We start from the raw sequence: 14,671 nt of genomic DNA on the forward strand, positions 1-14,671 counted from the left end.
CAGTAGTTGCGGGTCGGGACACCGAATACCCGCAACAACTGAGCACGCAACGGAAGGGCCTCAGTACTTGGAGAGCTCAGTACTTGGAGATCGTGGTGTAGTACGGGGGAGTGGACGACTTCTTCTCCACGTAGCAGCCGGCATCGTAGGCGGCCTGCCAGGCGGCATTCTTCGCCGCTCCGACGTCGGAGTAGGAGAAATTGACCTGTCCGGCGTAGCTGCACAGCTGGTTCCAGGTCTTGGCGCCGACGATGCCGTCCGAGGTGAGGTAGGTCCACTGCTGGAAGCGGCGGACATTGGTCTCCGTGTTGGCGCCGAAGCTGTTGTCCACCGTCAGACTGTATCCCCCGTACTGGGAGCCGTACGCGGCCCTGATCCCGTTGAGCATCCGCTGGATGTGGCCGACACAGGTGGCGTACCCGCCGCGAGAGTACTGGTAGGCGGTGCACCCCTTGCCCGTGGTGCCGCTGTAGGCGTTGGCCGCGCCCACGGGGCTGGCCGACATCAGCCCGGTGAGAGCGAGCGCTGCCACGCCCGCTGCGAGACTCTTTTTGATCTTCATCATGATCCTCCCTGATCCGAGCGGTCGTCTCCGCTCCGTGCGGTCAGACTAGTGCCTGAAACCCCGGGGGTCACGGGTTCGGCGGCAGAAAACCAGGAGTTACGGCGGAGTGCTGTCGGCATCACGACGGCAGCCGCAACCAGCCCTCACGCCAAGGACGGGGGTTCATGGGTCGGTGCCGCCGATCACGCGGCGCAGGGTCCATCGGTTCTGCGCCCCACGTCAGGGGCGAGTCGCCATGAATCTCCGGGCACGGCAGGGTCAGCCGCGGAAGACGCTGACGAACTCGTCGACCAGCGCCGTGGTCCGTGGCGGCGTCACGACGCCGATCACCCGTCGCGCTGCCGGGTGATCGATGGGGACCTCGGCGACCTCGAGCCCGGACCCCAGACCGGGCGGCAGAACGGAGACGCCGAGCCCCGCCGCGGCGAGGCCCCGCGCGTCGCGCGTGTCATCCACCTCGAAGACTGCGTTCGGCAGCTCACCGCGGGTCCCGAGAATCCGGTGGACGGAGTCGTGCAGCCCGTAGCCACGGCGCAGGATGATGAGGTCCTGGGTCTTCAGATCCTCCACCGTCACCGGTCTCCCGCGATGGGCGAGCGGGTGCTGGGGGCTCATGGCGGCCACCAAGGGTTCGGTGAAGAACTCGACCGTCCGCAGATCCTCCACATGCGGCGGATCCGCGACGACGGCGAGATCCACCTCCCCGCCGCGCACCTGGCGGATGCAGGCGGCGCGGGCGCCGTGGCTGAGTTCGAAGCGGACCGTCGGGTGGCGTGTTCTCAGGCGTGCGATGGCCCGCGGCACGTACGTCTCACCGAGGACGTTCTGGTACGCCACGGAGATCACGGCGTCCTCCTGGCTGCCCTGCGCGCGGGCCCCGGCGACGCCGTCTTCCACCCGGGCGAGCGCCGTCGCGGCAGCCTCGGCCAGGACTTCGCCGGCTTCCGTGAGCCGGACGCCGCGCCCGACGCGATGCAGCAGCGGCACTCCGAGGACGTCCGACAGGCGTGCCAGGGAACGGCTGGCGGAGGGCTGAGGGACGCCGAGCTCCTCCGCCGCGGCCGTCACCGAGCCGGTGCGTGCCAGCCCCACCAGGAGCGGCAGATGAGGCAGCAGCTGGCGCACGAGGTGCGGATTCATGTCCATGATGAATGAGTCTAGAACCTGATGCCATTAGTCATAACCTCACAGCGTGAGTACCGTCGACAGGGTGAGTCGTCCTCTTTCCGAACCCTCAGTCGTGGGGGCATCCTCAGCCCGACCGCTCGTCACGGGCCCCGGTGGTGCGGATTCCCGGGACGAGCTCGCGGAGCAGCGCCGGTACCGCCGGATGATGGCAGCCCTGCTGGCCGTCGGCGTCGCAAGCTTCGGCCAGCTGTACGCGATCCAGGGCGTGCTGCCCGGGATCGCCCGCGAGCTGTCACTCAGTGCATCCACGGCCGGTCTCAGCGTGTCGGCCGGGACCATCGGTCTCGCCGTGGGCGTGCTGCTCTGGGCCGCGATCGCCGACAGGATCGGAGGGCTCCAGTGCATGCGGATCGCCGTGGCCGGAACGGTGGTGCTCGGGCTGGCCACGGTCGCCGCTCCGGGCGTGGAAGCACTGCTCGGGCTGCGGTTCCTGACCGGGCTCGCGGTCGGCGCTGTCCCGGTGCTCGCGGTCACCTATGTGTATGAGCAACTGGCGGGCTCGCGGGCCGCAGTGGCGGCCACGGTCTACATCTCGGGCACGACGGTCGGAGGAGCGCTGGGACGGCTCGTGGCGGGGCCGCTCGGTGCGTGGTTCGGCTGGCGCACGGCACTGCTCGTCGTCGGCCTCCTGAGCCTTCTGGCCGCGGCGCTGTTCCTCTGGCTGGCTCCCCGGGATCGCCGGCCGCGGGCAGCACCAGCACCTTCCGGAGGCGCCCTGGCGGACGCTCGGGATCCGGGTCGCATCCGTCAGGCGCTGCGGCCCGTGCCGCTCTTCGTCCTGTACGTGCAGGCGTTCCTGGTGACCGGCAGTTTCGTGGCGGTCTTCAACTTCCTGGCCTTCCGGCTCGAAGCTGCGCCCTTCGCCCTGCCGGCCGCGCTCGCGTCGCTGGTGTTCCTCGCCTATTTCGCCGGCACCGCCTCCTCGCGGCTGGCCGGGCGGTGGCTGACGCGCCGCGGGTTCGCGCTGACCAGCCTGTGCGGGATTCTCGCGATGGGTGCGGGGCTGGTGCTCATGCTGCTCGACTTCCTGCCGGCGATCATCGTGGGCCTGCTGCTCTTCACCGCCGGGAACTTCATGTCCCATGCGGCGGCGGTCGCCACGGTCGGCGCCCGCGCGGAGGCCTCATTCCGAGGCCAGGCCAGTGCGCTGTACAACATCGCCTACTACGTGGGCTCGTCCCTGCTCGGCTGGCTGCTGGGAGTGGCGTTCGACGGCGCGGGCTGGCTCGGGATGAGCTGTGGCATCGCCGTGGCGCTGCTCATCGTGGTGGTCCTGAATGCGGCGGGGCTGCGGAGAGCCACTGCGGCCGGGTGACAGCGGACCCTTCGGCCGCCCAGCCCTGGACCCCCGCGGCGGGCTGGGGTGTACTGAACTCATGGCCGGCCTGGAACACACCCGTTTCGCGATCGACGCGACCACAGCACGCCGCATCGTCGCCGAGGATCCGACGCTCGGCGCACGCCGGGCCCTGGTGGGCCCGGCGGTACTGCGCAGCGAGGTGCTGTCGATACTCTATCGGGAAGCACGCGAAGGGGTGCTGGATGAGAAGGCCGCCCGTGCGCAGCTCACCGGTCTGGCCGTCCTGAAGATCCGCCTACTGGGCGATCGCGTCAGCCGTGCCACCGCGTGGAGGATCGCGCTCGCACTCGGATGGGACGACGTCGGGCCCGCAGAGTATCTCGCCGTGGCGTCCCTGCAGGCCGATGTCCTCGTGACCGCCGATGAACGCCTGATCGCCGCCGCCGAAGGGATCGTCCCGGTGGCCGGCTACGACGAGCTGCTCGCCTGAGCCGGCCACCTCGTCAGCCGCCTCACAGGATGAACCGGGTCAGGTCACGACGCGAGGCTCGCACGCCGCCTCAGGCTTCCGTTCCCGTCCAGCTCCAGCACGGCGTCCAGACCCAGCCGTTCCAGGAAGACGTGGTCGTGGCTGACGATCAGGACCGCGCCCCGGTACGCTTTCAGTGCCTCGGCCAGGTGCCCGAGGGTGGAGAGGTCGAGATTGTTGCTCGGTTCGTCCAGGATCAGGAGCTGTGAGGGCGGGTCCGCGAGCAGCAGCATGGCCAGACTCACCCGGAAGCGCTCGCCGCCGGACAGGGTGCGCACCGGGTGGTCCGCTGCGGAGCCGCGCAGCAAGAGGCGAGCGAGCTGATTGCGGATGGCGCCCGACGGCGTCTCAGGCGCCACCCGCTGGACGTTCTCGAGGGCGCTTGCCTCGTCGTCGAGCCCGTCCAGCCGCTGGGGCAGGTAGCCGACCCGATCGGTGAGCAGCCTGCCCCCGGGCCTGCCCGGTTCGACGGGTGAGCCCGCGAGCAGCCGCTGCAGCAGGGTGGATTTCCCGGCGCCGTTCGGACCGATCAGGGCGATCCGCTCCGGACCCTGGATGACGAACTCGCTTCGACCGTCCGTCAGCTCGGCGAGGCGCAGTCCTCGCGGAACCTCCGGATCCGGGAGGACCAGACTCACGTGCTGCTCTTCCCGCACCCGCGCATCGGCGGCGTCCACCGCCGCCTGTGCGGATGCCACCTTCTGATCCAGGGTGCCGCGCAGGTTGCCCGCCGAGACCTGCGCCTTGCTCGCCCGGTTCCCCGCCAGGATCTTCGGGATTCCGCCGTCGCGCTGCGTCTTCTTCGCGGTGCGTTCCCGCCGCGCGAGTTTGCTCTCGGCCTCCTGGCGCTGCCGCTTCTCCGCCTTCAAGGTCTGCTGAGCCGCTTGGGCCGCCTGCGTTGCGGCAGCCTGTTCCTGCTCCCGGTGCGCCTGCCACGCGCTGTACGGCCCGCCGAAGGTCTCCACCGTTCCGGCGTGCAGTTCCATGGTGTGCTCCATGACCTCGAGGAGCTCCAGGTCATGACTCACGACCACCAGGGCGCCGGGCCAGTCCAGCACCATGTCCCGCAGGCGGGCGCGGGTCGGCCGGTCCAAATTGTTCGTGGGCTCGTCCAGGAGGGTCACCCCGGCGCCGCGGAGTCGGAGTCCGGTGACGGCGATGAGCATCGCTTCACCTCCGGAGAGCTGCGGGACGCGGCGTTCCAGCACGTCGCCGGCGAAGCCGATGCCGTGGAGAGCCTCGGCCGCCCGGGCCTCGATGTCCCACGCGTCGCCGACGGCGTCGAAATGGGCCTGGTCGACGTCGCCGGCCTCGATGGCTCGCAAGGCGTCGAGGATCGGCGCGATCCCCAGCAACTGCGCCACCGTCCTGTCGCGGTCCAGGGTGAGGTGCTGCGGGAGGTACGCGACCTCGGAGGGGCGTTCGATCCGCCCGTCGGTGGGCGTCAGCACGCCCGCGATCAGCTTCAGCAGGGTGGATTTGCCGGTGCCGTTGCGTCCCACCAGGCCCGTCCTTCCGGTGGGGAAGGAGCCGTTGACGCGGCTGAGGACCGGGGTGCCGTCCGGCCAGGCGAAGGACAGGTCATGCAAGGTGATGGCTGATTTCATGTGGAGGACTCTTTTCGTCCGGGGCACACGGAAACGCGCGACGCCGGCGAGCGGCGCAGGCGGATGGTGCCGTCAGGGGAGGGGACAGGCCGCGTGCGCCGCGAAGGGCGGCGTCGGCGGCGAGGACGGAGTTCCACGGATCGGACGACCGGCACCCGGAAGGTGCGCTGGTGTCCGCGGGAGCGGCGCAGACCACGACGAGAACGGCTCAGACCGGACGGCGGTCCGGGAACGTGTTCTCAGCTGGGGCGATGGCCACCGGAACCCCGGCGGCTAGCTTCTGTCGACCTCGATCTCCATGCGGATGAGGCTATCACGCACCTGAGGTCCGGAAGGCGTCCGAGGAGGCCGGCCCATCCACGCGTTCCCAGGATTCGATCGGCCCCTCGACCATGGAGAACAGGGGATGCGGCAGAGGATCGGTCAGCGCCCATCGTTCGGCATCCGCGGGGCTGCGCCGGGCCAGCTTGGCGCCGAGGTGGGCCCATTCGTAGGCGAGCTGTCCGCTGGTGACGGGGAGGCCGCCGTCGGGCTCGCCGGGCAGGAGGATCCGCCCGGCATCGAAGCGGTAGCCGCGCGCGGTCGCCTCGGCCTGGACGGCACTCAGATAGGCGCCGACAGCGGCCAGTGGCTCCGCCGTCGCGCGGAACCGCACCAGCTGAGGGTGGTTCTGGTAGCCCTTGGTCCTGCCGGCCAGCACGGCCTGGGCCAGGAGGGTCTCCCGTTAGCACGCCACCAAGCCTGCACGATCCAGCTGACTCGGGTGCACGGACCAGATTCTCATGACCGCCTCCTCACGACGCACCCGTCGCCCGACGGACGGACAGCGTTCGCGCGGTGGGCGGGGAGGTCTCCGTGGTGCATGGGCTTCAGCCTATCGGCCGTGGTGGAGGGCCTTGTGCGGCCGAGCCGCACAACACGTCGGAGGAGCCGCCTCTTGTCAGGAACGGCCCTTCCGCGGAGAGTAGTGTCGCTGACATATGACCCCAGACAGGAAAGCAGGCTCACTCATGGACACGGCGGCCAAGGAACGCGTCAAGGAAGCTCTCAAGGCGCAGGCACTTTCGGAGAACCGGGCGGTCGGTGACGACGCGGCGGCGGAGCGCTCAGCGGCTCAGCTCGACACGAGCTCGCCCCTTGAACCTGACGACCTCTCCCACTCCGACGAGGAAGGCGAGTTCGTCGAACTGTTCGAAGGCGTGGAAGCGCACCAGAAGAGGCTCCTCGCCGCCATCGACGCTCTCGACGTGAGCGCGACGGACACCGTGCGGCCCGGCGCGATCATCGCCTACGGCGGGGATCATTTCGTGGTGGGTGTGGCCTCCGGCTCCTTCGACTGCGACGGCGTCAGCTACGAAGGCATCGCTCCCGGCTCTCCCGTTTTCCAAGCGGTCCAGGGCCTCCGCGAAGGCGAAAGCTTCACCTTCCGCGGCACGGAGCATCGCCTCGACCTGGTGGCCTGAACCCGGCCCACTCACGCTCTCAGCGTTCCCAGCTGTGCGCGCAGATAGGCGCGGACGGGCACTTCCCGTGTCTGCTTGATCGCCTGCTCCAGGCACTCCGCGGCAGCGGTGTGGTGTCCTGCGGCCTTGAGCGCATCGGCGCGGGCGACGGCGTAGGGCTGGAAATGTTCGCACTCCGCCGGATGCTCTCGCGCCAGTCCGTCGAGGCGGCGCAGCGCGGCGAGCGGGCCGTCCGTGCGCCGGATCACCGTGGCTTCCGCCACCCACGAGCCGAGCGTCGGCGCCACCCGGTTCAAGGCGGCGTACAGCGTGGACAGATCCGTCCACTCGGTATGCCCCGTCCGGGCGCGGTCCGCGTGCACCGCCTGGATCGCGGCCTCGAGCTGGAAACGGCCGGGCGGGGCTGAGTTCCCGGTACCCGGCGCCCCGGTTCCCGCGGTCAGGGTCGAGGCTTTCCGCAGGTGGTCCTCGGCGCGGCCGATCACCGCGGCGTTCCACATCGCCGTGTTCTGCTCGTCCAGCGGCACATAGGGGCCTCCCACCGGGCGCGAGAGGATGAACGCCGCCAGAGCCGCGAGTGACCACGCCTCCGCGTCGCTCTCCAGACTGCCGGCGATCACCTCGGCCAGGAACAAGCCCTCGGCCACCATAGGCCGGGTGCCCGGTGGACCCGGGGCCCCAGTGGCGGCATCTCCGAGCGGCGTCGGTTCGCCGGGGAAGGGAATGGACAGGCAGCCGTACACGGCTTCGAGGACCGCGGGCAGCCTCGCAGGGAGGACGTCCGGGCCGGGCAGCTCGAACGGGATCCGGGCATCCCTGATCCGGCGCTTCGCCCGGACCAGGCGTTGTGCCATGGTGGCGGCGGGAACCGCGAACGCCGCGCCGATCTGTGCGGCATCGAAGCCGAGCACGGTCTGGAGCATGAGAGGTGTGCGGATCTCCTCCGCGATGGCCGGATGCGCGCAGGTCAGCAGGAGCGCCAGCCGTCTGTCCGGAAAACCGCCGTACTGCACGGGGTCCATGACGGGCACCTCGATTCCTTCGAGCGTGGCGGAGAGGCGATGCCGCGCGGATTTCCATTCGTCGCGCTGGCGGTTGCGTGCCACGGTCAGCAGCCAGCCTTCGGGACTGGCGGGCACACCGTCGGCGGGCCAGCGCCGCAGCGCCTGCTCGAACGCTTCGGCCAGGGCGTCCTCCGCGAGGAGCACATCGCCGGTGCCGGTGGCCAGCACGGCGAGCAGGCGGCCGTACGACGCGCGGGCGGCCAGTTCGGCGGCCGCCCGCGCCTCGGCGTCGTGCTCCGGCAGGTTCTCCGGAGTCAGCTGTTCGGCACCCACGCGCCGTCCACCGTGTGCGTGGCACCCGGCCGGACTTCCACGCTGCCCCACTGGGCCGCAGGAGCCTGGCCGGCCCAATGGATGGCCGCGTCCAGGTCCGGCACGTCCACGACGAAGTACCCGCCCAGCTGTTCCTTCGTGTCCGCGAACGGTCCGTCCTGAATCCGCAGCTTCCCGTCCTGGACCGTCACCGTGGTGCTCGCGTAGGACGGCTGCAGCACCTCGGCTCCGAGCAGCACGCCGGCCTGTTGCAGGGTTGCGGCGTAGGACCTCATCGCCTCTTGTCCCTGGGCCAGAACCTCCGGGCCCAGGTCCTCGGGGCTCATCTCCTGGTAATGCAGCATCAACGTGTATCGCATGGCACTCTCCTCCTTCATTCGATGGTGGCCCCTGGCGGGCTCAGCTACAAGACGATCGAAGTGCCTGTGGATCGACAGGGCGAGAGGATTTCCACAGAAGTTCTCGGAGAGGCGCCTTCAGCCTCACACCGGGATACAGTCGAGAACGGGAAACATCCAACGAGCAAGGTGAGGGGAAAGAGGAACCGTGAGACTTCACGCGGCAGGCGAACGCGAGGCGCTCCGGCCTCAGGGCAGACCGGAGGAAACACGATGACGCTGTTCTTCCGCCTTCTGTACTTCGTGATCCTGGCCGCAGCAGTGGTGTTCGCTCTGCTCCGGGACGACATGTCGTTCTGGGGACGGTTCCTCACCGTGCTGTTCCCGCTGTTCGCCGTGGTGGCGAATGAGATCCAGCTCTGGCGGGACCGGCGGCGCGAAGCCGAGGCCGCGGCCCATGCGCAGCCCGGGCTCGCCAACGATCTGCACCACGCGTACCGCGAGAGCCCCTGACACGTCGTCCGTCGCGTCGCGGGTTCGTGCCCTGAGGGACACGGAACGCCACGCGGTTCCACCGAAGCTCAGACCCGCACGTCGAGTTGCCCGGGGTGCACCGTGACCCTTGCTGCGACCACCGGCCCGAACACGTCCCCGTCCAGCTCCACCCGATGGGGAACATCGAAACGGATGTCGAACCGCGAACCCTGTTCGTAGACGAGGGCACGAAAGGCCGGCGCGAGCCGGAGCATGCGTTTGCCCAGGCTGGAACGGTGTGCGAGGCCCTGGACGGTGAGCCGCGTCCCGATCCGCGCCCAGCCGAACGGTCCTGCCGGGCGGAGCATCACCACGTCGAGCCGGCCGTCGTCCGGCTCGGCCTCCGGGATCAGAAGCATGTTCCCGGTGAGCGTGCCGCAATTGCCGACGATGATGGTGTGCGCGCGGGTGGAGCGGGCGGGGCGGTCGTCGATCCGGTACTCCAGATGGAACCGGCGGTTTCTGAGGACGGACTGCGCAATGCGCGGAACGTAGGCCACCCAGCCCAGCCGTTTCTTGGATTCCGCGCCCGTCCCGGCCATCTCCGAGTCCAGCCCGATGCCTGCCATGACCACGAACACGTGCGCGGTGCGCTCTCCGCCGGGCGCCTCGAGCTCGGCGACTGCCACGTCGATGGTGCGGGTGCCACCCGTGAACGCCGTGTGCAGAGACTCTTCCAGCGCATTCAGCGGCAGCCCGAGATTCCGGGCCAGGAGATTCCCGGTCCCGGACGGGAGCACTGCCACCGGGATGCCGGTTCCGCGGATCTCTTCGGCGAGCACCCGAATGGTTCCGTCCCCGCCCGCGACGATCACCACGTCCGGAGCGGCCGCCAGAGCGCGCTGCGCGGCCCGGCGGCCTCCGTCGTCGCGGTCGGTCGGGTACCAGCGCGATGGATTCCAGCCGGCCAGCCGTTCCTCCTGTTCGGCGGCGCGCCGCACCCGGTCAAGGGGCGCCTTGACCGGGTTGTAGATGATGGCGGCATGCGGACGGCTCATGCTTCGAGCATAGGCCGGGCGGAGCAGGTCAACGGAGGGCGATCGAAGCGGTGGTCTCCCAGCGGTCCACGGTCAGATCCTCCAGCACGTCAAGGTCCACGTCCACGCCGAGACCCGGGCGGTCGGTGACCAGCACCTCCGGGATGCGGAATTCCAGGTTTCCTGGTTCGCGCGTGAACTTCACCGGTCCGGAGAGCTCTGTCGACACGATCGCCGGGTGCGCCAGCGCCAGGTGGTAACCCGCCGCGGAGGCGATGCTGGTCTCCAGCATCGAACCCACCTGGACGGAGAATCCGCCGAGTTCGGCCTGCGTGGCCAACCGGTGGCAGGGGGTGATCCCCCCGCTCTTCTGGAGCTTGAGATTGACCATGTCCACGCTGCGGGCTTTGACGAAGCGCGCCAGATCGGCCTGCGACACCACCGCCTCGTCCGCCATCAGACGCACACCCACCTGTGCGCGGATCACCTCGAAACCGTCCACATCGTCCGCTCGGATGGGCTGTTCCACCCAGTCGATCGAGAACGGCTCCAGCGCCCGGATCATGGCGATGGCCGTGGCGGGGTCACCCCAGCCCTGATTGGCGTCCACGCGGATGGCGAGGTCGTGGCCGACCGCCGCGCGCACAGCCCGGACCCGTTCGACGTCGAGCCCGTCGCGGCCGCCGAGCTTCATCTTCAGGTGCCGGAATCCCTCGGCCCGGGCCTCCACCGCCTGGGCGGCCAGCACGTCCGGGGCAAGGATGCTCATGACCCGCGCGATCGTGGGATTCTCCGGCTTCCGCCCGCCCAGGAGACCGTACACGGGGCGCCCCGCGGCCTTGCCCGCGAGGTCCCAGCAGGCGATGTCCACGGCCGCCTTGGCCGAGCCGTTGCCCTTCAACGCGGCGTCCATCCTTGCGTGGACCGCGGTGATGTCCCTCGGGTCGAGGCCCAGCACGGCGGGCAGGAGCACGGTGCGCAGCGCTTCCACCGCGCCCCCCGGCGTCTCACCGGTGACGTGCGCGTCCGGAACGCTTTCGCCGAAGCCGACCAGGCCGTCGTCGGTCTCCAGCGTGAGCACGATGCTCGGCATGGTCGCGTAGCTGTCGTACGCCACGACGAACGGTTCCTTCAGGGGAACCTCGAGCAAGGCGATGGAGGCCCGGATGATCTTCATCGTGCGCTCTCATGAACTTCGAACGCCGTTCCTTCGGGCGCAGCGCCGCCGGATGCCACGTCCAGAGGCGACATCGCGGGGGAGAGCCGGTACCAGCCCTCGCGGGTCACCCCGTCGGCCACCCGGCCCGTGGCGAAGGCGGGTTCGAACACTTCCCGCAGTTCCCGGCGCCACGCCGCGGCCTGGAGGGGGTCCTGTGCACGCAGGGACACGATGTCCCGCGGCGCCCTCGCCCACAGAGTGTCACCGGACTGGAGCAGGTGCGCTTCGCCGTCGGGTCCGGCGCCCAGGACGGTCAGGTCGCCGTCGCGGGGGAGTTCGACGTCGCGCGGCCGCCCCTCGCTGCACGCGATGGAGTCCGCGCTCGCGAGCGGCCACACGGCGACCAGGCGGTCGCTCTCGTCCTGGGCGTTGATCTCGTCGTCCATGATCCCGTAGAAGTTCCGGGTGTACTCGGTGACGTGAGCGCCGAGTTTGGCCAGGTTGAACCGGGCGTTGCGGCTCACCAGCGGGTCGAAGGTCCAGCTCATGGTCTCGATGCCGCGTTCCAGGCACCATGCCCGCTGGTGCTGCTTCAGGGCGAACCCGACGCCCTTGTCCCCGATGCCGGGAGCGACCCCGGCGATCAGCGAGTAGCTCCCGTGCTCCGGCGTGACGAGGGCGACCGCGGCCCCGCAGACGCGCCCGTCCGGAAGGTAGGCGGCGGAGATGTTGCAGCCCGCGTGGGAGATGCCGCGCAGCACGTCGAAGGGGATGGGTGCGCCCTGCGGGGACATGCCCCAGATGGACACCAGGAGGGCTTCGATCTCGCGCTGCCGTTCCAGCTCGTGTTCGTCGCGGAGGGTCACTCCGGCGGCTTCGGCGGCGAGCCCGGCCGCACGGTGGGCCTGGGCGGCGGCCGGATGGGGAGAGATTTTCGGAGACATGCTTCCACTCTGGCGGACGGTAGTTCGCCAGCGCTTCAGTGCAGGCCACTAAGATGATGGAATTCTTAGTGCTCAGACACAATAGTGGCGACGGGAGAGTCATGGAACCGAACGATCACGGGACCCCTGGACGAACCGTGCGGGACCTGGCCGCGATGCTGGATTCCTCGGGTCTGACGGTGGCGCACCTCGGTCCGGACCGTCCGCTCTCCCTCACCAGCCCCGTCATCCTGGACCCTCTGGAACGCCTGCCGTCCGCGCCGGGCGCGCTGCTTCTGGGCGTCGGGGTGACGACCGAGGACCCCGAGCCGACACTTCAGGCGGCCGCCCAGGCGGGATACGCCGCCGTCGTGCTTCGAGGGGCGAAATCGCCCGTTCCGCCGCCCGAAGAGATGAGCACACTGCACACTGCGGCCCTCTCCGCCGGCATGGCCGTGCTCCTGGTGGAGGGCGAGCTGTCCTGGCGGCAGCTCGACACCCTGCTGGAGTCGGCGCTCGGTGCGGTGGCGGAGAACGGTGGCGCCCCGACGGCCTTGGGAGCCGGAGACCTGTTCGCACTCGCCAACGCGATCGCCGCCATGGTGGGTGGCGCCACCACGATCGAGAACCTGCAGGAGGAAGTCCTCGCCTACTCGACCTTGCCCGGCCAGCCCATCGACCTGGACCGGCAGCAGGGCATCCTGGGACGCCAGGTGCCTCATCTTCCGGAGAACGCCGGGCAATACGCCGCCGTCTTCCGGTCCCGGAGCGCAGTGCGGATCCCGGGGACGGGGGAGTCCTGGGGGCGTCTGGCGGTGGCGGTACGGGCCGGGAATGAGCCCCTCGGGTCGATCTGGGTGGTCGACCCGCAGGACGACCTCCCTGCGGAGGCCGCCACGGCTCTGGAGCGTGCCGCCGACATCGCGGCGCTTCACCTGCTGAGGGCGCGCAGTGGGAGCGACCTCGCCCGGCAGCGCCGCTCCGAGGGTCTCCGGAGGCTGATCGACGGCGACGACGACGCGACGCTGGTCGCGCGCCACCTGGACGCCGGGCTGAACCCGCCCTTCGCCGTGCTCGCCTTCGAGCCCGACCTCGCCCCGGGCGCCGAGGCGGTGACGCTGACCCGCCTGACCGATCTCGTGAGCACCCTCAGCGAATCGCAGCGCCGGGACACGTTCTGTGTCGCGGACGGCGGCGCCGTCTACGCGGTGCTCGGCGGCGTCGGCGTCGACGAAGGGCCGATGCTGCGGAGGCTGGCGCTCGCCGTCCGGGACCGAGCAGCCCGGGCGCTCGGAGTGAATCTCCGTGCGGCCCTCGGCAAGGCCACCGACTCCGCTGGCGGGATCGCCGGCTCGCGGCGCTCCGCCGACCAGGCGCTGCTGCTCCTGGAACCCAGCGGGGAACCGTACGTGAGCGCCGCCGATCTGCACAGCAGACTCGGCCTCCTGGAGATCGCGGCGTTCATCCAGACGAAGGAGGATCTTTTCTCGCCGGCGGCCCGGGCGATGGATTCCTACGATGCCCGGCACGGCAGCGACTACGCCCGGACGCTGCTCGCCTACCTCGAATCGGGCCGTGATTCGGCCCTCACAGCAGCCTCTCTGTCGCTGCACCAGAACACGCTGCGGTACCGATTGAAGCGGATCCGGGAGCTCTTCGGGGTGGATCTCAGCCAGGCGGACGACGTCCTGATGATGTGGATTTGTCTCAGGGGGATGCTTTTGTCCAGAACTCCTGTAGACTAGTCATGTTGTTGTGTTTGGCATTTCGTATTTCAGTAATTTCGATCCTCGGATCGTTCCTTTCTGAAGCATCGGTGGAGAACACCCCACACCGGAGGCCCGAACGTCGGGATCAACCTCCCCTTCAGTGAGGACTGAATTATGGCTACAGGTACAGTTAAGTGGTTCAACGCCGAAAAGGGCTTCGGCTTCATCTCTCCCGATGACGGAAGCCAGGACGTGTTCGCGCACTTCTCCGCGATCAACTCCTCGGGTTACCGCTCCCTCGAAGAGAACCAGAAGGTCTCCTTCGAGGTTCAGCAGGGCCCCAAGGGTCCGCAGGCAGCCGACATCCAGGCTATCTGAGACTTTCAGTTTCCATCGCAGGGCCGGTTTTCACCGGCCCTGCGGTGTTTTAAGCTCCGGGTGATCCGTGTCCTGGCCGGAGCCGGACTGGTGCACCCGGACTGCTGAATCCAGTCCGCTGAGCCCGGACCACCAACGGCTCACTCGTGCGCCGTGGCCCGCTTGATCAGCTCGATGATCCTGGCCTCCACCTCGGGCGTGAGCTTCGTGAGGGCGTACGACGTGGGCCACATCTCGCCGTCGTCCAGAGTGGCGACCTCCTGGAAACCGAGCGTCGCGTACCGGGCCTTGAACTTCTTCGCGTCCTGGAAGAAAACCACCGACTTCCCGGACTTGTCCGCATAGCTCTGCATCCCGTACCAGAGCTTCGGGCTGAGCTGAGGGGCGTGCTCCTGGACGATCCGGTGGATCGTCTCGGCGAGAACCCGGTCCGGTTCGTCCATGGAGGCGATCTTCGCCTGGACCTCGGCGGCGAGTTCCTCCGGAGTGGCCTTTCCCTTGCCCCGTGTGGCCTTGACCTCACGGGACCGTTCCTTCATCGCGGCGCGTTCCTCTTCGCTGAAGGCGGGGCCGCTGTCCTTCTCTGCCATGCTGCATCCTCTCTCGGGTGGTGCACGTCCAGCCTAGGCGACGGCTCGACGCCGGGGAACGGGCCGGGAACGGG

15 protein-coding genes and 1 pseudogene are annotated in these 14,671 nt (G+C 69.3%); 6 read left to right on the forward strand and 10 right to left on the reverse strand.

Annotated features, from left to right (window positions below):
• Positions 1-76: 76 nt before the first annotated feature.
• Complete coding sequence (locus tag AB4Y75_RS15810; protein ID WP_441436834.1) at positions 77-565, reverse strand: peptidoglycan-binding domain-containing protein; 489 nt, start codon at positions 563-565, stop codon at positions 77-79.
• 258 nt (positions 566-823) lie between these two features.
• Entirely contained in the window at positions 824-1,711 is an 888-nt protein-coding gene (locus AB4Y75_RS15815; protein WP_441436835.1) for a LysR family transcriptional regulator, read from the reverse strand.
• A 46-nt stretch (positions 1,712-1,757) separates the two neighbouring features.
• Between AB4Y75_RS15815 and AB4Y75_RS15820 the strand changes: the two genes are divergently transcribed.
• Both AB4Y75_RS15820 and AB4Y75_RS15825 read left to right on the forward strand, forming a co-directional pair.
• The gene (locus tag AB4Y75_RS15820) at positions 1,758-3,068 is read left to right on the forward strand and encodes an MFS transporter (RefSeq protein ID WP_441436836.1); all 1,311 of its coding nucleotides are present in this window, start codon (positions 1,758-1,760) and stop codon (positions 3,066-3,068) included.
• 61 nt (positions 3,069-3,129) lie between these two features.
• Complete coding sequence (locus AB4Y75_RS15825; protein ID WP_441436837.1) at positions 3,130-3,543, forward strand: type II toxin-antitoxin system VapC family toxin; 414 nt, start codon at positions 3,130-3,132, stop codon at positions 3,541-3,543.
• A gap of 44 nt (positions 3,544-3,587) precedes the next feature.
• On the opposite strand, the gene AB4Y75_RS15830 is transcribed toward AB4Y75_RS15825, so the two are convergent.
• Both AB4Y75_RS15830 and AB4Y75_RS15835 read right to left on the reverse strand, forming a co-directional pair.
• Entirely contained in the window at positions 3,588-5,189 is a 1,602-nt protein-coding gene (locus AB4Y75_RS15830; protein ID WP_441436838.1) for an ABC-F family ATP-binding cassette domain-containing protein, read from the reverse strand.
• Between the two features lie 313 nt (positions 5,190-5,502).
• A pseudogene (locus tag AB4Y75_RS15835) lies at positions 5,503-5,973 on the reverse strand (pyrimidine dimer DNA glycosylase/endonuclease V).
• A 196-nt stretch (positions 5,974-6,169) separates the two neighbouring features.
• Here AB4Y75_RS15835 and AB4Y75_RS15840 point away from each other — a divergent pair.
• Complete coding sequence (locus AB4Y75_RS15840; protein ID WP_441436839.1) at positions 6,170-6,652, forward strand: hypothetical protein; 483 nt, start codon at positions 6,170-6,172, stop codon at positions 6,650-6,652.
• Positions 6,653-6,663: 11 nt separating this feature from the next.
• Here the strand turns inward: AB4Y75_RS15840 and AB4Y75_RS15845 are convergent, their stop codons facing one another.
• Positions 6,664-7,989, reverse strand: coding sequence for an RNA polymerase sigma factor (locus AB4Y75_RS15845; RefSeq protein ID WP_441436840.1), 1,326 nt, complete (start codon positions 7,987-7,989; stop codon positions 6,664-6,666).
• Positions 7,971-8,348, reverse strand: a complete 378-nt coding sequence (locus AB4Y75_RS15850) for a YciI family protein (RefSeq protein ID WP_441436841.1) — start codon at positions 8,346-8,348, stop codon at positions 7,971-7,973. The genes AB4Y75_RS15845 and AB4Y75_RS15850 overlap by 19 nt, the downstream gene beginning before the upstream one ends.
• Positions 8,349-8,600: 252 nt before the next feature.
• Between AB4Y75_RS15850 and AB4Y75_RS15855 the strand changes: the two genes are divergently transcribed.
• Positions 8,601-8,840 carry a hypothetical protein gene (locus AB4Y75_RS15855; RefSeq protein WP_441436842.1) on the forward strand — a complete coding sequence of 80 codons (240 nt, stop codon included), beginning with the start codon at positions 8,601-8,603 and terminating at the stop codon, positions 8,838-8,840.
• Positions 8,841-8,908: 68 nt separating this feature from the next.
• Here the strand turns inward: AB4Y75_RS15855 and AB4Y75_RS15860 are convergent, their stop codons facing one another.
• Genes AB4Y75_RS15860 through AB4Y75_RS15870 form a run of 3 tightly spaced genes read right to left on the reverse strand, consistent with a single transcriptional unit; the run spans position 8,909 to position 11,941 of the window.
• Complete coding sequence (locus AB4Y75_RS15860; RefSeq protein ID WP_441436843.1) at positions 8,909-9,859, reverse strand: diacylglycerol/lipid kinase family protein; 951 nt, start codon at positions 9,857-9,859, stop codon at positions 8,909-8,911.
• A gap of 28 nt (positions 9,860-9,887) precedes the next feature.
• Positions 9,888-11,015, reverse strand: coding sequence for a mandelate racemase/muconate lactonizing enzyme family protein (locus AB4Y75_RS15865; RefSeq protein WP_441436844.1), 1,128 nt, complete (start codon positions 11,013-11,015; stop codon positions 9,888-9,890).
• Entirely contained in the window at positions 11,012-11,941 is a 930-nt protein-coding gene (locus tag AB4Y75_RS15870) for a GNAT family N-acetyltransferase (protein ID WP_441436845.1), read from the reverse strand. Before AB4Y75_RS15870 ends, AB4Y75_RS15865 begins: the two co-directional genes overlap by 4 nt.
• A gap of 101 nt (positions 11,942-12,042) precedes the next feature.
• Here AB4Y75_RS15870 and AB4Y75_RS15875 point away from each other — a divergent pair, with 101 nt between their 5' ends.
• Positions 12,043-13,665 carry a PucR family transcriptional regulator gene (locus tag AB4Y75_RS15875; protein WP_441436846.1) on the forward strand — a complete coding sequence of 541 codons (1,623 nt, stop codon included), beginning with the start codon at positions 12,043-12,045 and terminating at the stop codon, positions 13,663-13,665.
• Between the two features lie 138 nt (positions 13,666-13,803).
• Positions 13,804-14,007 (forward strand): transcription antiterminator/RNA stability regulator CspE, encoded by a 204-nt coding sequence (cspE, locus tag AB4Y75_RS15880; RefSeq protein ID WP_441436847.1) that lies wholly within the window; start codon positions 13,804-13,806, stop codon positions 14,005-14,007.
• Positions 14,008-14,147: 140 nt separating this feature from the next.
• Here the strand turns inward: cspE and AB4Y75_RS15885 are convergent, their stop codons facing one another.
• The gene (locus tag AB4Y75_RS15885; RefSeq protein ID WP_441436848.1) at positions 14,148-14,597 is read right to left on the reverse strand and encodes an iron chaperone; all 450 of its coding nucleotides are present in this window, start codon (positions 14,595-14,597) and stop codon (positions 14,148-14,150) included.
• Between the last annotated feature and the right edge of the window lie 74 nt (positions 14,598-14,671).

The organism is Arthrobacter sp. RAF14, from assembly GCF_052114185.1.
In the GTDB taxonomy this organism is placed as follows: Bacteria; Actinomycetota; Actinomycetes; order Actinomycetales; family Micrococcaceae; genus Arthrobacter_E.